This is a genomic window from Trichocoleus sp. ST-U1 (genome assembly GCF_039961835.1).
Classification (GTDB): domain Bacteria; phylum Cyanobacteriota; class Cyanobacteriia; order Cyanobacteriales; family FACHB-T130; genus FACHB-T130.
On record NZ_JAMPJZ010000022.1, the window covers coordinates 1 to 23,232 of the forward strand.

The 23,232-nt window shown below is 48.8% G+C and carries 20 protein-coding genes and 1 tRNA gene; 9 read left to right on the forward strand and 12 right to left on the reverse strand.

The window, feature by feature from the left end; translation table 11 throughout:
* Positions 1–1,033 (reverse strand): ATP-dependent metallopeptidase FtsH/Yme1/Tma family protein (locus tag NDA06_RS10580; protein ID WP_348251724.1); only part of this gene is annotated, 1,033 nt, incomplete at its 3' end.
* Between the two features lie 231 nt (positions 1,034–1,264).
* Between NDA06_RS10580 and NDA06_RS10585 the strand changes: the two genes are divergently transcribed.
* The 3 genes from NDA06_RS10585 (at position 1,265) to NDA06_RS10595 (ending at position 4,330) form a co-directional block, all read left to right on the forward strand.
* A complete protein-coding gene (locus NDA06_RS10585) occupies positions 1,265–1,459 on the forward strand; it encodes a hypothetical protein (RefSeq protein ID WP_190675915.1) in 195 nt (64 codons plus the stop codon).
* Between the two features lie 183 nt (positions 1,460–1,642).
* Complete coding sequence (locus NDA06_RS10590; RefSeq protein ID WP_190985104.1) at positions 1,643–2,836, forward strand: AI-2E family transporter; 1,194 nt, start codon at positions 1,643–1,645, stop codon at positions 2,834–2,836.
* Positions 2,837–3,130: 294 nt separating this feature from the next.
* Positions 3,131–4,330: a homocysteine biosynthesis protein gene (locus tag NDA06_RS10595; RefSeq protein WP_190412013.1), complete on the forward strand. Its 1,200-nt coding sequence runs from the start codon at positions 3,131–3,133 to the stop codon at positions 4,328–4,330.
* 66 nt (positions 4,331–4,396) lie between these two features.
* Here NDA06_RS10595 and NDA06_RS10600 read toward each other — a convergent pair whose 3' ends face one another.
* On the reverse strand, positions 4,397–5,347 hold the full coding sequence (locus tag NDA06_RS10600) for a hypothetical protein (RefSeq protein WP_190528036.1): 951 nt from the start codon (positions 5,345–5,347) through the stop codon (positions 4,397–4,399).
* A 192-nt stretch (positions 5,348–5,539) separates the two neighbouring features.
* Between NDA06_RS10600 and NDA06_RS10605 the strand changes: the two genes are divergently transcribed.
* The gene (locus NDA06_RS10605) at positions 5,540–6,478 is read left to right on the forward strand and encodes a tetratricopeptide repeat protein (RefSeq protein ID WP_348251725.1); all 939 of its coding nucleotides are present in this window, start codon (positions 5,540–5,542) and stop codon (positions 6,476–6,478) included.
* A 68-nt stretch (positions 6,479–6,546) separates the two neighbouring features.
* Here NDA06_RS10605 and NDA06_RS10610 read toward each other — a convergent pair whose 3' ends face one another.
* Together NDA06_RS10610 and NDA06_RS10615 are read right to left on the reverse strand one after the other, a co-directional pair.
* Positions 6,547–7,164 carry a TMEM165/GDT1 family protein gene (locus tag NDA06_RS10610; RefSeq protein WP_190428985.1) on the reverse strand — a complete coding sequence of 206 codons (618 nt, stop codon included), beginning with the start codon at positions 7,162–7,164 and terminating at the stop codon, positions 6,547–6,549.
* Between the two features lie 426 nt (positions 7,165–7,590).
* Positions 7,591–9,318: a succinate dehydrogenase/fumarate reductase flavoprotein subunit gene (locus NDA06_RS10615; RefSeq protein ID WP_190528030.1), complete on the reverse strand. Its 1,728-nt coding sequence runs from the start codon at positions 9,316–9,318 to the stop codon at positions 7,591–7,593.
* Between the two features lie 33 nt (positions 9,319–9,351).
* On the opposite strand from NDA06_RS10615, the gene NDA06_RS10620 reads away from it, so the two are divergent.
* Positions 9,352–9,519, forward strand: coding sequence for a hypothetical protein (locus NDA06_RS10620; RefSeq protein ID WP_190985105.1), 168 nt, complete (start codon positions 9,352–9,354; stop codon positions 9,517–9,519).
* Positions 9,520–9,557: 38 nt separating this feature from the next.
* On the opposite strand, the gene NDA06_RS10625 is transcribed toward NDA06_RS10620, so the two are convergent.
* Complete coding sequence (locus tag NDA06_RS10625; protein ID WP_190412006.1) at positions 9,558–9,869, reverse strand: hypothetical protein; 312 nt, start codon at positions 9,867–9,869, stop codon at positions 9,558–9,560.
* Positions 9,870–10,554: 685 nt separating this feature from the next.
* On the opposite strand from NDA06_RS10625, the gene NDA06_RS10630 reads away from it, so the two are divergent.
* Together NDA06_RS10630 and NDA06_RS10635 are read left to right on the forward strand one after the other, a co-directional pair.
* The gene (locus NDA06_RS10630) at positions 10,555–14,538 is read left to right on the forward strand and encodes a PAS domain S-box protein (protein WP_190985106.1); all 3,984 of its coding nucleotides are present in this window, start codon (positions 10,555–10,557) and stop codon (positions 14,536–14,538) included.
* Positions 14,539–14,697: 159 nt separating this feature from the next.
* Complete coding sequence (locus NDA06_RS10635) at positions 14,698–15,240, forward strand: GAF domain-containing protein (RefSeq protein ID WP_190985107.1); 543 nt, start codon at positions 14,698–14,700, stop codon at positions 15,238–15,240.
* Positions 15,241–15,481: 241 nt separating this feature from the next.
* Here the strand turns inward: NDA06_RS10635 and NDA06_RS10640 are convergent, their stop codons facing one another.
* From NDA06_RS10640 to NDA06_RS10660, 5 genes are all read right to left on the reverse strand, one after another.
* A complete protein-coding gene (locus NDA06_RS10640) occupies positions 15,482–17,206 on the reverse strand; it encodes a metallophosphoesterase (RefSeq protein ID WP_347277013.1) in 1,725 nt (574 codons plus the stop codon).
* Between the two features lie 255 nt (positions 17,207–17,461).
* Positions 17,462–17,535: transfer RNA gene (locus NDA06_RS10645), tRNA-Pro, on the reverse strand.
* A gap of 49 nt (positions 17,536–17,584) precedes the next feature.
* On the reverse strand, positions 17,585–17,950 hold the full coding sequence (locus NDA06_RS10650) for a DUF1818 family protein (protein ID WP_190416142.1): 366 nt from the start codon (positions 17,948–17,950) through the stop codon (positions 17,585–17,587).
* Positions 17,951–18,012: 62 nt separating this feature from the next.
* Entirely contained in the window at positions 18,013–18,633 is a 621-nt protein-coding gene (locus NDA06_RS10655; protein ID WP_242031395.1) for a hypothetical protein, read from the reverse strand.
* A gap of 19 nt (positions 18,634–18,652) precedes the next feature.
* Entirely contained in the window at positions 18,653–18,880 is a 228-nt protein-coding gene (locus NDA06_RS10660) for a DNA-directed RNA polymerase subunit omega (RefSeq protein WP_190416141.1), read from the reverse strand.
* Between the two features lie 230 nt (positions 18,881–19,110).
* Here NDA06_RS10660 and NDA06_RS10665 point away from each other — a divergent pair, with 230 nt between their 5' ends.
* Positions 19,111–19,848 (forward strand): GDSL-type esterase/lipase family protein, encoded by a 738-nt coding sequence (locus NDA06_RS10665; protein ID WP_190439564.1) that lies wholly within the window; start codon positions 19,111–19,113, stop codon positions 19,846–19,848.
* Here NDA06_RS10665 and NDA06_RS10670 read toward each other — a convergent pair.
* Together NDA06_RS10670 and NDA06_RS10675 are read right to left on the reverse strand one after the other, a co-directional pair.
* Entirely contained in the window at positions 19,834–20,340 is a 507-nt protein-coding gene (locus NDA06_RS10670) for a pentapeptide repeat-containing protein (protein WP_190427732.1), read from the reverse strand. The genes NDA06_RS10665 and NDA06_RS10670 overlap by 15 nt on opposite strands.
* A 120-nt stretch (positions 20,341–20,460) precedes the next feature.
* On the reverse strand, positions 20,461–21,900 hold the full coding sequence (locus NDA06_RS10675; protein WP_347277011.1) for an LCP family protein: 1,440 nt from the start codon (positions 21,898–21,900) through the stop codon (positions 20,461–20,463).
* A gap of 262 nt (positions 21,901–22,162) precedes the next feature.
* On the opposite strand from NDA06_RS10675, the gene NDA06_RS10680 reads away from it, so the two are divergent.
* On the forward strand, positions 22,163–23,224 hold the full coding sequence (locus NDA06_RS10680) for a mannose-1-phosphate guanylyltransferase (protein ID WP_190985109.1): 1,062 nt from the start codon (positions 22,163–22,165) through the stop codon (positions 23,222–23,224).
* Positions 23,225–23,232 lie beyond the last annotated feature (8 nt).

Genomic DNA, 23,232 nt, shown 5'->3' on the forward strand with positions numbered 1-23,232 from the left:
CCACGACCACCTGACGGTCAAAGCGACCCGGACGCAGCAGTGCCGCATCTAACACATCAGGACGGTTGGTTGCCGCAATGATAATAATTCCGGTGTTGCCCTCGAAACCATCCATCTCGGTGAGCAACTGGTTAAGGGTTTGTTCGCGCTCATCGTTTCCACCGACAAAGCCTCCAGCACCGCCGCGAGATTTACCTAGCGCGTCTAGTTCGTCGATGAAGACGATGCAAGGGGCTTGTTTTTTGGCTTGTTCAAATAAGTCGCGGACTCGTGCAGCGCCGACACCGACGAATAGCTCGATGAATTCGGAGCCAGAGATACTGAAGAAAGGAACGCCCGCTTCACCCGCGATCGCTTTTGCTAAGAGTGTCTTTCCAGTTCCCGGAGGTCCCACCAGCAGCACGCCTTTGGGAATTTTGGCTCCCAATCGGGTGTACTTCCCGGCATTTTTCAAGAAATCCACAATCTCTAGCAGTTCTAACTTGGCTTCATCGACACCCGCCACATCACTAAACTTGATGCCGGTGCTGCCTTCTGAGTAAATCCGTGCCTTGCTTTTCCCAACCGTCAGCGCTGCGCCACCTGCGCCTCCACCCCGGTTCATCAACCATCCCCAAATTCCAAAGAAAATCAGGGGAGGAACAACCCAACTGAGGAGGGTTCCAATCCAGCCATTGTTGTTGGGTGCAGGTGCAGCAAACTTTACGTTATGTTCGCGCAGGATCTTGGGTAGATCCAGATCGATTGCCACTGGCGTGGTGACGAATACCTGATCTGGTGCGGCTTGCTCTCCCGTGGCATCGGATTTAAGCGCATACTCGATCCGGTCATTGCTCACAACTGCCTGCTCAACTTTACCGCTTTCTACCTGATTGATAAAGTCGCTGTAGGGTACCTGCGGCAATTGAGAGCCAAAACTCGGAATGATAAAGTTTAGCAGTAGAAGGATAGTGAACAAAATCAGGAAGCTGCCGCCAAACTGCTTTGTTCTAGAGGCTTTGGGCGATCGCTTATTATTATTTTCAACAGGCATTGTAGATACGAACCTCTTAAAAGTTATAAAGTTTGAAAGGTTGCTTTCAGATGTCTACTGAGTGAAAGCTAAATGTACTCTTGGCTTTAGTAAGCTTTTAGAGCATCGAAATTGGTAACAGGGTGAGGCTCTAAAAGCTATTGTAAAAAAGGGGATGCGATCGCCTGGGTTCGGTGTCTACCCCTACAAGCATCCGTATAGCCGTACTTTAGTCTTTGTTTATTAAGTTGTATGACAACTCAGGTTGGATTCATTCTTAAAGTGCTACTCGCCTCAGCGGCACTGTCAATCTTAATTAAGTATGGTGGTCCCTATTTATCAATTCCAGCATCCCCAGCCCTAGTGCTGATGGTTGTGTTTCTGCCAACGCTGATTATGGCTGTGACCTTCTGGCAGCGATCGCGACAATATCGCCAACTGGACTAAGTTGTATTTTAAGTATCAATGAATACTTATCTGAGTAGAGCGGCTTACATAAAAACACTGAAACAGTTGACGCTTGGCAGCTATTCAAACCTTACTTTCAACCCATGCGAAAGTTGCCAAAATCGGCTAATCTAGCTGCATTAAACGGCAATTACAGCCTATGTCAGCTCGGAGTCAACACCTGTGAATCTAGGTCAGTGGATTGGCTTATTCGTCTTAGTCGTTTCTCTTTATGTTTTGTGGCAAATTCGGCAGGTGTTGCTGTTGGTGTTTGCCGCCGTTGTGTTGGCGACTGCCTTAAACCGATTGGCGCGGCGGCTGCAACGATCGGGAATGAAACATGGCATCGCGATCCTGGCGTCGATTGTCTTATTATTAGCTCTGATTGTCGGGTTTTTTTGGCTGATTGTGCCGCCCTTTACCGTCCAGTTTCAAGAACTCACAGAACGGGTTCCTAGAGGGTTTGAGCGCTTGAATCTTTGGGTAGATCGCCTCAGAACGGGTCTTCCTAGCCAGCTGACACCGTACCTACCCGATGTGGAGAGCATAAGCCAACAAGTACAGCCCTTAATCAATCGGCTATTGGGCAGTTCGGTCGCCTTTTTCTCCAGCTCTTTAGGGATTATCCTCAACGTTTTGCTGGTGCTGGTTTTAACCGGAATGTTCTTAGCAAATCCCCAAGCTTACCGCAAGGGATTTGTGCGGCTATTTCCTTCTTTTTATCGGCGGCGCGTGGATGGGATTTTGGACCAATGCGAGGTGTCATTAGGGCGATGGCTTGGAGGCGCTCTCATCAGCATGAGTGTAGTCGCGCTGATGAGTATGATTGGCTTGTCGGTTTTGCGAATCCCGTCGCCGCTGGCTCAAGGGATTTTGGCGGGGGTGCTAAATTTGATTCCCAATCTTGGCCCGACGATTAGTGTCATCCCACCAATGGCGATCGCGCTGTTGGAGGCTCCTTGGAAATGCTTGGCTGTGTTCGGTCTTTACTTTTTTATTCAGCAGGTTGAAAGCAATTTCTTAACACCCTACGTTATGGCTCAACAGGTGTCGCTGTTGCCAGCCGTAACGTTACTTGCTCAAGTATTTTTCGCCACATTCTTTGGATTTTTAGGGTTGGTCTTGGCGTTACCGCTAACCGTTGTTGGTCAGATTTGGTTCAAAGAAGTCTTATTCAAAGATGTTCTCGATCAATGGCGCAGTCAGCGCGAAGCAGATTTTGATCCAGAGGGTATAGCAACGTCTCATGAAGCTGCTGAATTTGAGCGAGAAACTGTGGTGTTGCCGGAAGGGAAGTCATCCATTAATGACAAGCCTAATTTTGATAACGAGAATCAGCCGAATGTTGATGATGTGGCTGGCAAAGAGAAGAAGTAGCCATCAGTAGGCGTCAATACATCAATAGCGATCGCGATTAGTTAGTAACCTCCGATGAGAAAATAATCAGACTTTCGCCAATTGCCCTTTTGGAATACGACAACACTTGCAAGTATCTCGCTGAGAACTACCCAGATGAATTTGCCAAGTGGCTACTGTCATCTGAAGCGCGATAGACTCATCGGCAATCTGAACAGCAGCACACACCGTTAACCTCCCAAAAGCGTCGCCCCACGAGGCATCGCAATAGTGGAAACTAGGGATGAGCAAAAGTCCGACCCTTCAACCTTCCCTATGCGAACCCTTGCCGAAATTAACGACAAAATCAGCCACCAGCGTGCAGTGGTGTGGACAATAGAAGAATTAAAAGCACGGGTGGCAGAAGTGGGAGTCACCCAAGCTGCGAAGCAAGTAGATGTCATTACCACCGGCACTTTCGAGCCGATGGAGTCTTCGGGGGCGATTATTAACCTGGGACACACCGATCCCCCAATTAAAATTCGCTCCTGTTGGTTAGATGGGGTTTTAGCCTACTCTGGCTTTGGGGCAGTGGATCTGTATCTGGGAGCAACCCAGATGGTGGAATATCGGAGTACGGGCGAACCCCTAGACGGCGAGGAATCTAGAGAACGCGGCGGCGGTCATGTGATTGAAGATTTAATTGCTGGGAAAACGGTGCAACTACGCGCCATTGGGCAAGGGACGGACTGCTACCCTCGTGCTTCCTTTGAGACAACCATCACCCGCGACACGATTAACCAGTTTTATCTATATAATCCCCGCAATCTATACCAAAATTTTATCGTCGGGGTGAATGGAGGCGATCGCCCGCTTTATACTTACCTCGGCCCGCTGCAACCCCGCCTCGCCAATGCCGTCTACTCAAACGCTGGGGCAATTTCTCCCCTCCTGAACGATCCAGACCTGCAAACGATTGGGATTGGCACTCGGATTTTCTTAGGCGGCGGCGTTGGCTATGTAGCGTGGGAAGGCACCCAACACTTCCCCTTACAAAAGCGGTTGCCAAATCGAACGCCTGTTGGTCCGGCGGCTACCCTTGCCTTAATGGGAGACGCCAAACAAATGAATTCTCGCTGGGTGCGCGGCTGTTACTTCAAAAATTATGGCCCTTCTATGATGCTCGGCGTTGGTATCCCACTGCCCGTTTTACAAGAGCAAGTCGTCGCCAATTGTGCCGTGCAAGACAAGGAGATCGTTGCGCCGGTTGTTGATTTCTCGATTCCTCGGCGCGTCCGTCCCACTTTTGGGCTTGTGAGTTACGCCCAGCTGAAGACGGGACGCATCACAATAGAGGGCAAACCCGTGCGGGTTGCCCCCTTAGTCAGCCTATTTTTTTCTAATCAAGTAGCGCTGGAGTTGAAGCAATGGATTGAGGCGGGGACATTTACCCTCACCGAACCTGTTGCCCCCATTCCACTGGATCGCTCATTTTTACCCCAAGACCGATGGGGTTCTCAAATTTCCCTAGATTAGTCATTTGTCATTCGTTATTCGTTATTAGGTGTAACTCATCACAGTGACTCATGACTAATAGCCAGTTTATTCTGGCGGCGGGGAAGAGCGCTTAACCGGCTTTGGCAAGGGTTCCTTGCGTTTGGGGGATGGGGGCGCGATCGCTGCGGGTCTTTCTCCGCTTGGACGCACGGGACGCTCCCGGCTTCCTCCTCCTGGCTTTCTGCTGGGAGGACGCCCACCTCCACCTCCTCGGAATGGCTTCTTGCCCGGAATCTTTCTAGGAGGCAGGCGACCAATATCCTGGCTCTCCTGAATTACCAAGGAGTTCCCCTGTCGTTGCACCTGCAAATCCATGAAATGACCGACTGCCTTTTCTTGAACCACACCATTGAGTTTCAACTTGAAAAACTTAGGTGTGTCTTCCTGCTTGCGAGGAGACTGCTTAATCTTGACGATGATGCCTTCTTCTTCTTCTCGCGACTGAAAAATCACTTCCCCGCGAATCGAAAAATAGCCATCGTTCGCCGCCGACTCGCTTTGAATATCCGTAGGTTCGGACGATTCTGCTGCTTCCGCTTCTGGGTCAGACGACGGCTGGTTCAGCCTTTCCGGCTCCCAAACGCCCACAATCTGGACGTGCAAGTTGCCGTCTTCTTGTCGCATCCGGGGATAGACAACCCATAAATGTTCCTGCTCTAAGTTCAGGTGATTTTTGACTAAACTCATCACCCGACCTAATAGCACGGCATCGATGGCTGTTCCATCGCTTGCCAGCAGCATTCCTCGCGTAAATTGCTCGTCGGAGGACGTGTACTTACCCTTTACTAGGCCGATGGCCCGGTATTGCATGGGTTCGCTAGGGGGAGGAATGGGTTGCTGTCGTGTGACAGCAGGATTCTCTTCAGTTGTTTGTTCCAAATCGCTGTTTGACGCTGTATCCGCTGGCGTTGGCGGACTGGATAGGGGTGGTGGTTCTGGCTTAGGATCGCCAGAAGACTGGGATAATTCGGAGAACCGATTCACAGAAGGACTCATAATACTCCTCGCGGCGGAGACACATCCCCTTGGGGGGAGTCAGTCAGCTCATTGTACTGAATGCGGTGATACGACTGGTAGATCCGTAATGTTTTTGCACTCAGCAAAAACACTTACACCTTATCAAGTTCGGTTCGATGCTGCCACTATTTTAAAATGTGGAGACAGTGATGCGGTTTGCCAAGTGTGACAGTGGAAAATAAGATTGTGTTTGATAATGGCAATAGAGTTCAGAGCAGTCGTGTGTCCCAAAAGCGCAATCGCTGGTTTATTAATCTAGTCCTAGGGCTAGGCGTGTTAATCTTTGTCGGATTATCCATCATTCCGTTGGTGGGTATTGTTTTTGACGGCAAAGAGCCTACTACTGGGGCAACCCCAACACCGACTCAGACGGCAGGGGTAGCTAATCAAGCGGAACTGGAAGCGCAAGCGAAAGGTTACGAACTGGTTTTGCAGCGAGAACCACAGAATCAAACGGCGCTGCGGGGGTTGTTAGAAGCACGGCTAAAAATGCGCGATATCAAAGGCGCGATCGCACCTTTGGACAAACTGGCAAAGCTGAATCCCGATCAAAGTGAATACGCAGTTTTACTTGCACAAGCTAAACAGCAAACAGGAGATCGCGAAGGGGCTGCCCAAACTTATCGCTCGATTTTGACTTCTAAACCGGGAGATATGAACGCCCTGCAAGGTCTTGTGAGTCTTCTGGTACAACAAAACCGTCCGGAAGCAGCGATTGGCTTGCTGCAAGACACGTTGAAAACTGCTCCCCAAGTGAATCAAGTTCAACCTGGTAGCGTCGATGTCACTTCGGTGCAGTTGGAGTTGGGCAAGGTTTACGTTGAGCAAAAGCGCTATCCGGAAGCGATCGCTATCTACGATGACGCCATCAAAGGCAATCGACAGGATTTTCGTCCGGTGCTAGCGAAGGCACTGGTGCTGCGAGAACAAGGCAAAATCGCCGAAGCTAAACCCCTATTCAATACGGCGATCGCTCTAGCTCCAGCTAGAGTCAAAGACCAAATTAAACAACTGGCGGCTGACGCACCCGCACCCACGGCTGCGCCCACGACTGCGCCCACGACTTCACCTACGACTTCGCCTTCTGTATCTCCCAGCCCTACGCCTTAACCTGGGTCTTAAGAATTAAAAATGCTTTCATCAAAAAACAGAATTTTTAATGCAGGCATTTTTAATTTTTAATTTCCTTCCAATAAGGCGATCGCTCCAAACAGCAAAAACAAGCCGCCCCCAATTGCTGTAATTAATCGCTCGGAAATTCGTCCGGCGATCATCCGACCCCCCAAAACAGCGATCGCTGCACAAATACTATGCCCCGCAATAGCCCCAGCCGTAACCCCTACAGCCGACTGGGACGCAGCTAGAGCAATTGTGGCAATCTGAGTGCGATCGCCCCACTCTGCTACAAATGTCAGCATAAAGGCTTCGAGTACAATCGCCCAAGGAGTTTTCTTTTTTGGCATTTTCGACTCAGCTTCTTTAACCGTGGCGATCGCTTCTTCGGCTTCTTCACAGTCTGGTCCCGCTGGCATCTGGCTTGCTTCGTACAATAACTTCACCCCGAAGCCAACAAAAAAAATAATTTCCGCAAAATGAAGATAATGCTTGGGGAGTAGAGACGCCACTTGTCCCAAGAGAACCGACAGAACCGTCATTGCTGCCAATGCCGCCACAACTCCTGCAAATACCAGTCGTCGGGAGTGGCGCATTGCCAGAATTACCGCAATGAAAAAGGTTTTATCGCCTAATTCGGAAAAAGTGATGAATAATAAACCGGCAGTAAAAGCTGTCAGCATCCTCTCAAGCTCCTCAGAATGTTCTACCTATCGCATCTGAGTGAGCTTTCTGGAGGGTACATGGGACTTCACCAGCAGCTCACATCGGATGTGAACTCGGTGAAGGTCTCGCTCCCAAGGTTTGAAACAATTAGTTCAGCGACTAGGCGCTTATTTTTAGTTTCTTTCGCTTGTCACCTGAACCAGGCTCATCGCCAGTATGTTGATTCAGATGGGCTAGCATCATTCTTCGCTAGCAGCTACTCCCCTTCATTGTTAAGTAATTATACATCTAACTGTGGGTAGAAGAAATTAATAAATCTACATAAATTTATTTGGGGAGTGTTGTGGCAGGAGATCGCAATATATCCCCATTCGCAGCCAGCACGCCTGTGGGCAGGTGGAAAGTCGGCAGGTTATGAACTTGCAAACTTTCCACCTAATCACTTAATACTTCCGTTCCTTTGGCTCAAACATAGTAATGTTTACCGGGCGATCGCGCAAATCGATCCCGGCTGGAGAATAGAAAGCCATCGTGTGCTTGAGGAAATTCTCATCGTCACGCTCAGGATAATCTTCGCGGTAATGAGCGCCTCGACTTTCTTGACGGTTGAGCGCCGATGTCAGAATCATTTGTCCGACAATAATCAAGCTGCGGAGTTCCAGTGCCTCGATGACTTCAGTATTCCAGAGTTTACCTTTGTCATCCAGGTAAATATCCTGGGATTGCTGCTGAATCTGTTGCAGCTTGTTCAAACCTTCGCGCATCAATTCCTCGCTGCGGAAGACACCACAATACTCAGTCATGCAGTCTTGGAAGGCTTGACGCACTTGGTTAATCCGGTACTGTCCCGATTGTTCTAGTTGCGCTTGGATTTTGCAGTGAGCTTCTAGCAGATAGGGTTGCTCATCCAGTTCGGGCAACTTGCGGTTTTGGACAAATTGCGCGATCGTTGCCCCCGTTTTTCTGCCATAAACCACACACTCCAACAGGGAATTACTGCCCAATCGATTTGCCCCGTGAACCGAGACACAAGCAGCTTCTCCAGCGGCAAAGAAAGCGTCAATTAAACCATCTGGGCCACTTTTCACCTGACCGCTGGTATTGACGGGGATGCCGCCCATTGAATAGTGAGCCGTAGGGCGCACGGGCATCGGTTGATCTACGGCATCGATGCTGAGTAATCGGTGAGCTTCTTCCCAAGCAAAGGGAACCCGACTCATAATTTTTTCTCGCCCCATGTGGCGCAAGTCGAGATAGACAAAGGGACCACCGGCGCTGCCATCGGGATGAACGCCCCTTCCGGCACGAATTTCTCGCGCGATCGCTCGTGAAGTAATATCGCGGGGAGCGAGTTCCATGCGACTGGGGGCATAAGTCGCCATGAAGCGATCGCCCTCAGCGTTGATCAAATACGCGCCTTCACCCCGCACAGCTTCCGAAATCAGCACTCCCACCGGATACAAGCCCGTCGGGTGAAACTGCACAAACTCCATATCTTCCAACGGCACCCCGGCGAGGGCAGACATCGCCAACCCATCCCCCGTCGAGGCGTAGTCATTCGAGGTGGTGTTAAATACCCTGCCATAGCCGCCCGTGGCGAACATCACCGCCTTCGCCCGTACAACCTCAATTCGCCCGTCCAGAATCTGGTACATCACCACACCCTTCGCCTGGGCGTCTTCCAGAATCAGCTGCATCACGTACCACTCATCGTAGATGCGGACGCCGTGACGCCTGAGATTATTCACCAGTTCGTGCAGAATCGCGTGACCCGTCTTATCCGCTGCATAGCAAGTGCGCCGGTGAGAATGCCCCCCAAAAGCCCGCTGGGCAATCCGACCATCCGGCAATCGGGAAAACAATACTCCCATGTGTTCCAGGTCGATGATCGTGTCTGGAGCCTCGCGGGTGAGGATTTCCACCGCATCCTGATCCGCCAAGTAGTCAGATCCCTTTACGGTGTCAAAAGCGTGGTCTTTCCAAGTGTCTTCAGGGTCTACATTCTTCAGCGTTGCCGCCATACCCCCCTGCGCGGCGACCGAATGGGAACGAATCGGGTGAGTTTTGGCAATCAGCGCCACATCTAAGCTGGGTTCTGTGCGGGCAATCTCTAAGGCGGCGCGACACCCCGCTAATCCACCTCCCACAATCACGACATCGTGTTCAAGCATCTTTAAGATCCGCTCTTTGGAATTCTTACATCCATGCTGACGCAAATAAAAACTTCCCCACCACAAAGCGGGGAAGTTCTTCATAAATTTCTTTTTAGTCCTAATACCAGTTCTGGCGTCTCAGTCCTCAGTCCTCAGTCCTTAGCCCTCAGTCCTCAGTCCTCAGTCCTCAGTCCTCAGTCCTCAGTCCTCAGTCCTTAGCCCTCAGTTCTCAGTGTTGACCAAAGACTGATGGCTCTTCAACTGGTTACTTGGGCAGGGTTTTGGTTGGGTAAACTGCCACCAACGGTCTCAGTGGTGTCCTGGATATCCATTGCAGAAACCTCAATGTGGTTAAACAACGTAGTCACGAAGGCAAAGAGCAAGAACGGCAGAGACAGCACGAGGATGAGTCCAACAGTCATTAGGGCGTAAATTTGCCGAGTGGTACTCCACAGCGCTAGTGCAGAGGCGAGACTAATGAAGATGACAATCAGCCAAACGATGATTTGCCCATAGATATCGCCAAAGGAGAGAGTACAGACGAAGCGATACTTTTGCATTTTATCCATGACGTTTCCCTTGCAACATTCCTTTAAAGTTCTAGGTTAAGGTTCTGACACGGGCTTGGCAGATTTCTAAATCTTTTTACAAGAGTTGCAATATAGCTTTACAATCTACCCCAGTGTGCCGAACGGTTGCTACTCACTGCGTTCCAGCCATAGCGATCGCTCTCGAATTTAAAATCATTATCCTTCCTAGCCGCATTCTAAGAATGATTATCGGAAGGTGATTCTTCTTTTTATAGCAAGAAAGCCCAGTTTTGAGTGTTTTAGTGCCGCAGCGACTCCGATTGAGCATTTTGTCGGTAATTTTCTAGCTAATTTTCAGCGATCGCTCTCTTGACAAATGAACTCTCGTTTAATTTATTAATTTTCTACATTAACGCCAGAGACCTTTTTTAACACAACAATTGCGTAGAAAAACCTATCAATCGTTAAACATTGATATTCATTTCCAGTTGGCATACGTAATATTACGGCGATCGCTATGCGAATTGAGTATGTTTTCTAGAAAAATTACAGTTGTCGTGGCTCTCGGCTGGGATTAAAAATTTTAATTACTAAACATAATTTTCTAGAATTTTGGCTTCTCAACTTCTCTCGTTGAGAAAAAATGTAAAGGCTAACTGTATGTTTTTATACTCTACAAATTTACAAAGTTGAGCAAAAATTAGGAACACGTAGTAGGAGCTATATGCTGCAATTTTTGCAGATTTTTTTGGGTTCAAACTCTTTTATTCCACATGGACATTGTTACTTGTGGAAACCAGAGTTAGTAGGGCTGCATATCATATCAGATGTGCTAATCGCTCTTGCCTATGACTCTATTCCTATCACGCTCTTTTACTTCGTTCACCAGCGAAAAGATTTACCCTACGCAGGGATATTTCTATTATTTGGAACCTTTATTATTTCTTGTGGTACCACTCATCTAATCGAAGTGTGGACGCTTTGGCATCCGATTTATTGGATAGCTGGTTTCATCAAAGCGCTAACGGCTGGAATATCAGTTTATACAGCAGCCAGCTTAGTCCCACTAATTCCCAAAGCCCTCGCGTTACCCAGCCCAGCTCAATTGGAGGCAGCAAATCGCAATCTAGAAAACGAAATTATTGAGCGCTATTGCGTTGAAGAACAACTGCGGAAGTCGCAACAAATGCTGCAATTGGTGATGGATAATATTCCCCAATTCATCTTTTGGAAAGACAAGAATTTAGTTTATTTAGGGTGTAATCAGAACTTTGCCCAATTAGTAGGGATTGGCAAGCCAGAAAATATTGTTGGGAAAACCGACGACGATTTGCCGTGCAGACAAGAAAAGGCGAACTTCTTTCGGGATGGCGAACGACGAATTATGGAAACAAATACGCCAGAATATCACAGCATTGAATCGGCTCTTAAGGCAGATGGTAAAGCGTCTTGGATAGACAGTAACAAAGTTCCACTCCATGATGGTGAAGAAAACGTGGTCGGCATCCTTTGCACTTTTGAAGATATTACCGAACGGAAAGCTGCTGAAGAAGAGTTACGTAAGAGCCGAGAACGGTTTGATTTAGCAGTTCAAGGTTCTAAAGATGGATTATGGGATTGGGATATAGCAACCAACGAGACCTATTTTTCACCTCAATGGAAGAAGATGCTGGGCTATGAAGAGCATGAGTTGCCCAATCAGATTGAAGAGTGGGAAAAACGATTGCATCCCGATGACCGCGATCGCGCGATCGCGACCGTCCAAGCTTATCTCATGAATAGCCAAGCTTCTAATTACGAATTAGAGCATCGCTTGCAGCACAAAGATGGCTCCTATCGGTGGATTTTAGCGCGGGGAGCAGCGCTGCGAGATGGCAATGGCAAAGCGATTCGGATGGCGGGATCGCACACGGACATCACCCAGCGCCAGCGAGCCGAGGAAACTGCGAAAAAAGCCAAAGAAGAACTAGAATTCAGCTACAGCCTTGTGTGTGCGGTGATTGAAGGCACCCCGGATGCTATTTATGTGAAGGATCTTCAGGGTCGCTATTTGATGATCAACTCGGCGGGTGCCGCTGTTTTTGGCAGACCGGAAGGGAAAATTATCGGCAAGGATGATACCGAGTTACTGCCTCTAGAGTTGGCACATCCAGTCATGGAGACTGACCGCCAAATCATGACGACGGGCGTGACTCAAGTTGTCGAGGAAACGATACTCACCACAGGGATTACCCGGACATTTCTTTCCACAAAAAGCGTCTACCGCGACCCCAAAGGAAAGGTTATCGGTTTAGTTGGCGTAGCACGGGAAATCACCCAGCGCAAACAAGCAGAGGAAGCACTCAAGAAAGCCAAAGAAGAGCTAGAAATCCGCGTTGAGGAGCGTACCCGCGAATTAAGGGCTGCCATTAGGCAATTGCAAAGCGAAATTGCCAACCGGGAAGAGGCAGAGGCAGCGCTGAAGGCGAGTGAGAAAAGATACCGCCATTTAGTCGAGACTTCCCAGGATTTGATTTGGTCGGTGGATAGACAGGGGCGATTTACATTTGTGAACTCTGCGGTCAAACAAATGCATGGATACGATCCCCAAGAAATGATCGGGCGTTTGTTCACCGATTTCCAGCCACCGGAACAAGTGGAGCAGAACTGGCAGATACATCTGCGCCTGCTGGAGGGTGAGCCGTATTTCCAATACGAAACGGTGCATCTGCGTAAAGATGGAACGCCGATTCAGATGAGCTTCAACGCGATCGCATCTAAGGACGACGCCGGAAACATCCTCGGCACCACGGGCACTGCGAGGAACATCACAAGTGCCAAACAGGCTGAAGCCGCTCTGAGGGAGAGCGAACAGCAGCTTCAAGCAATTCTGGCTTACTCTCCAGCCGCTATCTACGTCAAGGATATTCAAGGTCGTAATATTTTGATGAACCGGAAGTGTGCCAACTTGCTCAACGTGGATGCAGAGGCAGTCAAAGGGAAGACAGAGTTCGAGTACTTACCTTATGAGGTCGCTGAGGCATTGCAAACCAACGATCAAAAGGTACTTGCGGCAGGGATTCCTTTAGAAAGTGAGGAAGTGATTCCTCAAGACGACGGCTTACACACCTACATTTCGATGAAGTTTCCGCTTTACGACGACAATGGTATGCCTTATGCAGTTTGCGGCATTTCCACCGACATCACCGAACGCAAACAGGCTGAAGTCGCTCTGCAACTATCGGAAACTCGATTTAGACAACTCGCTCAGCAGGAAGAACTACTCAACCGTCTAGCTAACCAGATCCGGAACACCCTCGATCTAGATACGATTCTAGAAACCGCTGTCGGGGCGATCCAAAGGCGGATGGGGATTGAGTCATGCACCTTCGCTTGGTATCGCCCCCATTCGTCACCCCCCGGATGGGAGGTTGTTAAGGAAGCGAGAACTTCCACCGAAGCGAACTGGCTTGGCTTCTATCCGGTGGGATTTTTTCCAAAGTTTGAGGAAAAAATGCTGAATTTAGAAATGTTCCGCCTGGATGAAGTGCAAACTCCGGACGATCCAGTCATTCCGCAAACATTACTCGTTGCAGGCACTCGGTCAGCGCTGGCGCTGCCAATACAGACACCGAGTGGCGAACTGGGTGCCTTGGCTTGTCATCGCCGGAACCAAGTGCAACCTTGGACGGACAGCGAGGTGGAATTACTCTCGGCGGTTGTCAACCAGCTAGCGATCGCGATTAACCAAGCCGAACTTTACAACCAGCAGCTCGATGCTGCCAGCACTGCCCAAACTAAAGCCGCTCAGCTTGAACACGCCTTGCGCGAACTGAAGCAAACTCAAGCTCAACTGATTCAAAGTGAAAAAATGTCCTCTTTAGGACAGTTGGTTGCGGGGGTTGCTCACGAAATTAACAATCCCGTTAACTTCATCTCCGGCAATCTCTCTTACGCTAATGCATACGCTCTCGATTTACTACGCCTGCTTCAGCTCTACCAGGAACACTATCCCCAGCCACCCGCCGCCATTCAAGCTCAGGCGGAAGAAATCGACCTGGTTTTCCTACTCGAAGACCTGCCTAAAATCCTATCTTCTATGAAGGTAGGAGCTGACCGCATCCGCGAAATAGTCCTGAGTTTACGAAACTTCTCTCGTCTTGATGAGGCAGAGATGAAGACTGTCGATATTCATGAAGGCATCGATAGCACGCTGCTAATCCTGCAAAATCGTCTGAAAGCCAAACCGGATCGTTCGGGTATTCAGATCGTCAAAGAATATGGCAACCTACCCAAAGTTGAATGCTATGCGGGACAGATTAATCAAGTATTTATGAATATTTTGACGAATGCGATTGATGCCCTCGAAGCAGTTCATTGCTCGCCGTTCGCCGTTCGCGGCAATAAACCATCAACGATGAACCCCGAAGAATCTCCAACAATTTGGATTCGGACTTCTACGGTGCAACCCAATCAAGTCAGGATTCAGATTGCTGACAATGGCCCAGGAATGACGGAGGAAGTCAGCAGTCGGTTATTCGATCCGTTTTTTACAACTAAGCCGGTCGGTTCTGGGACAGGTTTGGGGATGTCAATTAGCTACCAAATTGTAGATAAGCATAACGGTCAACTGAAATGTATTTCAGCACCGGGACAGGGTGCAGAGTTCTTAATTGAGATTCCAATTGAGCAACAAAAAAGTCAATTACTGGTGAATCAAGAAGTATAAAGTGTGAATTTCTGCTGTATAGGACATTGCACTCCCCCAAAAAATAAGAGCGATCGCTGTTTGCATCAATCTCTTAGCTTTTAGAGTGGATGCTATTTGGACTATAGCGTTATCATAAAAAACATTCAATTGTCATAACTCAGTCGGATTTGTCTTCCCGTGCAAAGTAACTTCAACAGAGATTCTGACTCTAGTCCTGCTATACAAGATAGCGATCCGGGTTTGCGAGCATTTGCTAACCGTCTTGCCAATAGTATCGAGCGAGATGTTTTAGTTCAAAAGACGACCGACGAGCTAAGAGATTTGCTTCAAGTCGATCGCGTCGTTTTATATTACTTTTATCGCCAATGGAAAGGGCAGGTTACGTTTGAGTCCTTGAGGTCTAGAGAATACTCGATCTTCGGCTCAACAGGCCCCGATGATTGTTTTAATGATGAATATGCTGCCTTGTACCAAGCAGGAAGGGTACGAGCGATCGCAGATATTGAATTAGAACCGATTAACCCTTGCCACCGCGATTTTCTCCGCACGATGAAGGTACGCGCTAATTTAGTGGTGCCAATTCTCAATTCTGTTCGGTTGTGGGGATTGCTAGTTGCTCATAATTGTCAGGATGCTCGTACCTGGATATCTTCGGATCTTGAAGCAATGCAAAAAGCAGCAGAAACTTTGGCAACGGCTCCTTCCATCCGAGATAGCTAAGTTGTGCTATTTCTTCAATGATTCGTGAAGGCGAAATCCCCGATTTCGAGCGGGAAATCGGGGATATAAACCACTGGCATCTCAAAACTCATATCGGATTCTTATAAAAGTAAGTGTAAAGGGGATTTTTTCACATAATTTTAGGCAATTTATGCTTGCAAAATGGTGGGGTGACAACTTTTTAGAATGATTGAGCGATCGCGCTCATTGCCTACTCGATAACTTGCCGGGTAAATTTCCTTTATTTCAGCTTAAATTCATCAAACTTTACCACCTCTGAGTCCGGTTTTCGCGTATCAAAACGGTAACTGCTCACTATACCCGTACCCGTGTTGAAGATACTAAATGCCGTCATCTCATTACTTGCCACATACGGTAATGGCTTGCCATCTTCACCCACCAGTGGCGCAATGGTCGGTACCACTGCCCCTAACCCATTTGGATCGCCCGTTACGACATCATTCTCTTGATACTCTTCTGGTACAGGTCGCTTCTTTTCGCCCAACGCCGCACCATAGGAGTTGCCGACATTCGAGGTTTCTAAAAAGTGCATCCCGCTAGAACTGACAAAGCGATTCCACAGGTGCGAGTGCCCATAAAATACTAACTGCACATTAGCAGCTTCTAGCAGTGGTAATACATCTCGGATAATGTAATCTGCTTCTCTAGGGTACTTGTAACGCACCGATTTAATATTGCCATTCCCATCTCGGTCGATCGTCTGCACCGGATCAGTATAAGGAGGGACAACGTTATCCCCCAGTGAATGTGGTGGGTGATGAAACATCACAACTTTGTACTTTGCTTGCTTAAACTCCGGGCTATTCAGTTCTTTTTCGAGCCAGGTGTATTGTTCGCTACCCTTGGCAATTGGCTCAAAGATGTGCTGCCCATATCCCCACTTTTCCGGGTTATTTAAGTGTTTTTCTCGTTCGCGGTATCTTCCCTTTGTCTTCTCCTCCAATCCCCAGTAACGCCACGCATTGGTCGCGTAAAGTACCACCAACCGCACATCACCAAATGTGAAGGCATAATATTTTTTTCCACCCTCCCTACTTTCGGGTAAAGTAAAAATTTCTTCGTAAGTATCGGTATTAAAAGAATTATCTTTTAACTGTTGAAGAGACGCGAAATTGCGCTTCGTGTCCTCACCGGGGTTTAGTTGCTCTGCCTTTTTTTCTTCTGCCTTTTGTGCATAAATTTCCTGAGCAGCCCAACGAGGATAGGAGTCATCGAACTGGTCGTTTAAGCTACTTTCCATCGAGAAGCGTCCCATCACCTCATGATTGCCAATCGCTGCAAACATGGGGGCGTTTTGAATTATCTGTCCACCCCGATAAACCGTCTTGACACCGTTGTGTTCAAGTTCATTGTGTTCAAGTTCGTAGTTGCTGCGACCTTGGAGGCAAGGAAAGAAGGCACCCCCCCGATTATCATCAAACCACTCGGAGGCACGGTCGGGAATGTTGACTAAGTCACCGACAAAGAAGACAGCGTCTACTTGCCCGACTGTCTCAACGACCTTCTGAAGATTGGCAGATGTCATCGGCTTGAGCTGGTGGTCGGAAGTCAGCAAAATTTTCAGTGATGTGCCCGGTGTGGGTTTGGGGGCGAGCGTGAATACCTTACTGCTAACGCTCGTACGATCTTCCCGCAGGCTGGTGACGCGATAAGAAACTCGCGTGCCAGGAGTTAACCCAGTCACCTCTGCTTCGTGCCGCCAGATGTCTCGGCTGGTCGGCTGCTGGTAAATCTGACCGTCTTGAGTCTGATTTCCTACCCGCGATTGACTATCCTCACGAGTGCGGCTGAGTTTGGTGGTACTGGCGACAACACTGCGAGCAAGATTCTCACCGTAGGCGACAAGATGCTCACCAGCAAACTCAGTAAACCACACGACTCGCACGCTTGTTTCGGTCGGCAGTTGTAGAAAGGGATCGGTTAGCAGCTGGGGTTGAGATGTCATAACTGGCTGCTTAGTTAATAGGACAATTATTAGGGTAAGCGATGTCACAACCAGAAAAATAGCTGCCGTCAGCAGAGAGCGGCTGGTTAAACGTCTGAGCATAAGCGATCGCTCCACAGCAATAACCGCGATACAGGCTCCCTACACACTAAGCCATGAGCTTCTATGACTTAGCTTCTATGACAATGATGAGCGATTTTTTATCTCCCTCAGGAGAACTCGCCCCTTTCAACTTAACGGATTCTGCCGGACTAATCGGAGTGGCGGGATTCGAACCCACGACCTCAGCTACCCCAAAGCTGCGCGCTACCAACCTGCGCTACACCCCGGCACAGTCTTATATTCTATATCAGCTTTTTTAAAGCTGTCAAGATGCAATCAGAAAACCTTTAACATTTGAGCCGCTTGCATCAAACCCGGTACTGCTGCCTCATTCCAGCTACCCTCACCCCGCCGTCCCGTGTGGAGAATGAAACGAAGGCTGTAAGCATGGGGGTAGCCCTCTACTTCCATCCAAAGTAAGTCGCTTTCGGTTTCGCAGGCGATTTTCTCCTCATCCATCAACTCAGTCGCTATCTGGCTCATACTTTCTGCCAATTGTGCCAGCAAGCGACAAAACTCATTTAACTCTGCCTCTGTCAGCTCTATCGCCCAATCATCCCCACCAACTAACCCTTTAAACTCAGTCGTGTTAGGGTTCCAGCCAATGCGCCAGCCAACTCCACTTTTGATGAGACGTTCCATAAAAGTCATTAAAAATCAAAAACTAAAGCGCTTTTCTTACATTTTTAGTTTTTAATTTTTCCTTACTTGAGTAACTGAGCATCTCCTGGCTGAGGCAGTGCTAGCCCTCCACTGGGTTTGGGTGCTGCCTGTGGCTGAGGTGAAGCGCTGGGAGAAGGTACGGGTGCCTGCTGCTGAGAATTGGGAGTGAATAGACTCACGAGGACTTGAACTAAGGCGTCTCGTTGCGCTCGATTCAGGCGTTCAATGACCGCGCGATCGCTCTGCATGGGATTTTTCTGCAACGTATCATAACCCGGATATAGCGACTCCTGGATTAGTTCGTTTGCGCCCAGATAGTCCGCCAAGGTCAGTTTCCAATCCAGCCGATAGTTGGGTGGACGTGACTTTACATAAACGTGATAGCGGATGATGCGACCTACTAGGGTATTTTCCGATGCCTGCTTGCCAGTTTCCTTGCTGATGTATTGATTTTCTAGCGGCAAATCCGGTAGGCGTTGATAAACTTGCCGCCAGACATCCTGAGTTCCGTACATCTGGGCAATCGCAGGCTGTTCGGAAAGATGAAAAAGCGAGGATGAAGGATCAAAGATGCTTCCCCAAGGAAATAAAAACAGCGCCGTTAGAGAGGCAACGGCAAAACGTAGCATTCGCTTGGGAAATTTTTTGGTTTGTCGCTTCATCTTGCTTGTTATTTTTTATCTAATCGCCAATAATTTCCGGTTGCGTTAGCTCATCGGACATTTCCAGAATCGCCCGCAGCACTGGCTTCATCATCGGATCGTCAACATTATCAAAGTCTTCATAGCGACGGCGCTTAGCGCGATTCGCTACTTGAACGGTAATCCGGTAGCGATTGGAAGCAGCACTCACCAGCTCTTCAGCCCGGAGTAAAACTTCGGTTGTATCAAACTTGAAACGCTTTTGCATCACGTTGGATTAGTTGTTAATTGTTGTTCGTGAGTAGCGGCGCACAGTCGCGCGACCCTCCTGTCACCTTGCACCCTTCAGTCTAGCAGGAGTCCCCAGTTTTTGTGGCTGTTAGCACCGCCCGGAGATTCACTGAAGAATTTCTTTCAAGACAAAGAATCGTTTAATATTATGTAGATTCTTATCAATCTATCTATATCATTCTGAAAATAAGTTCGAGATTACAGTCCATGCAAACCCTTGTCCCTCCTACGATTAAGCCGTTTCCTGAAAGCGATCGCCATCCTCTGAAGCTTGTAGCACTGGGAGACAGTCTTGTTTATGGATTCGGCGATCCGGAAGGTGGCGGGTGGGTAGAGCGGCTGCGGCGTCGCTGGATGCTGCCGGATAGTCCGGGACACGTTCTCTACAATTTGGGTGTCCGGGGTGACGGCATCAGCCAAGTGCAACAGCGGTTAGAGCAGGAGTTTCGCCATCGCGGTGAGCTGAGAAATCGCGTACCCGATGCAATTATTCTATCAGTCGGGGTCAATGATTCGGCTCGGTTGGCTCGACCGACTGGGCGGAATTTTACCGATTTTGAAGTTTTCAAAGCAGAAATGGATTTGTTGCTGGAGCGATGTACTCAGAGCGCTACCGCAACGCTAACCCAAAGATTCTGTCCGGTACTCTTTGTGGGGATGGTGCCGGTAGATGAGGCGAAAATGCCATTTTTGGACTGTTTTTACTACAATCACGGCGATCAATATCGGTATAAAGAAGCAACGCGGCTAGCGTGTCAGGCGCGACAGATTCCCTATCTGGATATTTTCGAGCTGTGGATGAATCGGGGTGAAGATTGGTGGCGATCGCATCTTACCGAAGACGGACTCCACCCAAATGTCGCAGGCTATCAGGCATTGCTCCAAGATGTCCTCAACTGGGAGCCTATGCAACAATTGGCGAACGACCGTTTAGCGACAGCCTAAGCTGTCTCGCGTAGCAATACCCGTTACTGGGTTCACACCTTCTGCTCGCTGACAGAGTTGAGCCACTTCGTAGCGGTCAATTAGTGCATCCGTAAAATCAGCGCCCGTAATGATGGTGTCGTAAAAGCGAGTCCGCGTCAACGTTGCTTCCGCTAAAATCGCGTTGGTTAAATTAGCTTCATCCAACGTTACTCGGTCTACCAAAGCCCCAGTCAGGTTTGCTCCTTCCAGATTTGCTTTTAATAACACTCCCTTGGTCAGAATCGCATTGGTAAGGTCAGCTCCCTGGAAGTTTGTTCCTCGCATTTCAGCTGCGACAAATACACCACCAACTAAATCAGCATTCGAGAAATCCCGATTTTCCAAATTAATATTGGTGTAATTAATTGTCCCTGCCTGAGCAAAAGCAGGAGTAGCGCTCAACATCACCCACAGCCATGCCAAAGCTAATAGCAAGATACCGCTAAGCACGCGCACCACAAAATTTTTAATAGCTTTTGAAGTTAAAGGTTGCATAGGATTAATCAAAAATTTAAAAAGCAAGTTGTTCTTTTTAAGGCTCTCCAGCTTCGTCTGCAATCAAAGATAAAAATAAGGCAGCTTTTCAATTTTTTATTGTACATTTTTCATTGTATCGAGCCAGTCTTCACCCACTCGTAGGGTAATCTCAGATTCCAAATCACCGATAGAAGCCGCTTCAATATGACCGACGCCCAGCACTCTTTTCAAAGCCGCTGCTTTTGTTAAGTCGCCTTGCTGGACAATAATTTGAGTTTGGCGTTCGCGGTCGGGCCAATCATTGACAACATAAACATTTACAAATCCTTTCGCCGCCAGATATTCAGAAACGCGATAAGCGATACCAGGCTGCTCGGTGGCATTTTGGATTGCGATTCTCAGGGTGCTAAGAGAACGGCTTTCCTCTACAGAGGCAAGAGTCGTTTCTTGCCCAAAATATTGGCGCATGATGCGATCTCTCCCCTCGGAATCCAGAATCCAATAGCTGGCAATGTACTCCTGGGGGTCGCTGAATCGACCGGGCAACAACACCATTTTGAAATCATCTTGCTCCAAGTTGATGCCAAAATTTGCCAGCGCTAGGGTTTCTTCTAAGCTGAGATTCGTGTCAACGTACTTCCACATCACCCGGATCAGTTGAGGCAAGCGAGGCAATACGGCTGGGTTCGTCAGACGCTGCCGCAACGACTTGAGAAGGGCTTGCTGTCGCTGCACCCGACCAATATCGCCGTTCTTGTCATTCCGGAACCGCGCAAACTGTTCTGCTTGGTCGCCATTGAGAGTTTGCCAGCCTGGGGAAAGATCGATTTTGAGTTTTTGGGTTTCGTCTACATAGGACATCTGGCGAGGAACAAATACCTCAATGCCGCCCACCAAATCCACCAACTCCCGAAAGGCATCGGTGGTGACTCGCACGTATCGATCGATCTGGACATTGTTTAGGGTACGGCTGACAACTCGTGCGGATAAGGCTGCGCCCCCGTTGACATTCGCCTGGTTGATCTTGTTAAAACCAACGCCCGGAATTTCCACTCGCGTATCTCGTGGAATGGAAAGCATTTTTACTGAATGGTCAGTCGGGTCTAACCGTAACAGCAGCATCGTATCGCTGTTGCCGGTGAAATTATCCGGCGAATTATCTGGTGAGTTGTGGAGGCGGTCAATTCCCATAACCAGGATATTGACGGGTCGCGCCAGACGGTACTGAAAACCTCTACCCCATCCATCTGTCGCAGTTTTTTCTCCTGAAGTCTGGGAGGCAACGATCGGCGACAAAGGGGTAATCAGTGCTAAAGTTGCTCCCACTGTGGCAGAAACGGTTGCTGTGATGATAAAGACAGCGATCCATAACAAGCGCCGCCCCAAGTTGTTTTTTTGGGGCGAAACCTCATTTGCCACATCGCTTGTCTGCGATTGGGGTGAGGTGTCGGAATCGTCATCAACGGCATCTGTACGGGGTGCCTGCTGATTGCTAGAACCTTTAGACGTTTCGTGGTCTGGACTGGTTTGAGACTGTTTGATACCTTCTTCCACGTTTACCTCATCACCACAACCGCAGACTATATGTATCTTTCTGGAGACTTATTTCCAAGGTGGATTATAACTTTAGGTTCTCCATCTCCCAAAGGAAATGACATTGCAGCGGTGCCTTAAGCTTGTTTCTACAGGTTGGTTTCTACAGAAAGTGAGGAGAAGTTGCACGAGGCGTTTGATCGGGAGCAAGCACAAAGGTTAAACAGCGATCGCGATCGCGTCAAGGTTAACATAGAGCCGAAAAGAATCGCTAAAGCCAAAAATGAACCAATCGCTAATACCTGTCATTCTCGCCGGTGGTAAAGGGGAACGCTTCTGGCCTCTCAGCCGCAAGCACCGACCCAAGCAGTTTTTAAGTTTGGATGGCAGCGGTAAGAGTTTACTGCAAGCAACTGCCGACCGGCTGTTATCTCTGGCTGGAGGCTGGGAGAAGCTATGGGTCGTTACTTCGGCTTTGCTGGCAGATGGGGTGAAAGAACAACTGCCCCAGCTACCCGTAGAAAATTTGCTGGTAGAACCAGAGGGGCGCGATACTGCCCCAGCGGTCGCTTGGACAACACTGGAAATTGCCAAGCGGTATGGAGAAAACGCGGTTGTCGGCTTTTTCCCCGCCGACCATTGGATTGCAGACGAGAAGGCTTTTCAACAAACGCTGGAAGCCGGTGCTACTTTGGCAGCAACTCAGCCGTCGATTGTGACATTGGGGATTAAGCCGAATTATCCATCTACGGGCTACGGTTACATTGAGCAAGGAGAAGAAACTGGCAAGGTTGGGGAGTTTCCCACCTACCGCGTCAGCCGATTCACGGAAAAACCCGACCGCCCGACGGCGGAGGAGTTTCTGGCAACAGGTCAATTCAGCTGGAACAGCGGAATGTTCATCTTCCAAGCTGGGGTAGTGCTAGATGAACTTCGCACTTACGCGCCGGAAATTATTAGTCTTCTCGAAGAGAAAGGTGTCGCAGCTTACTCTCAGATGCCGAAGAAGAGTATCGACTATGCGCTGATGGAGAAGACGCAGCTCGCTTATGTGCTGCCAGTGTCTTTCGGGTGGGACGATTTAGGAGATTGGAACGCCATCGAACGGTTGCTGAAAGGGGACAAACCAAACGTGGAACTGGCGACTCACGTGGGAATGGATACCCAAGGGGCGATTCTCTACGCCGAGGGTGAGGATGAGGTAATCGTGACGATTGGGATGGAGGATGTAGTGATTGTGCGCGATCGCAATGTCACGCTGATTGTCCAAAAAGACCGCACCCAAGAAATCAAAAAGGTTCTTGAGTTGCTACGAACCGATCCGAAGCTTGAAAAGTTGCTGTAATCTACCCT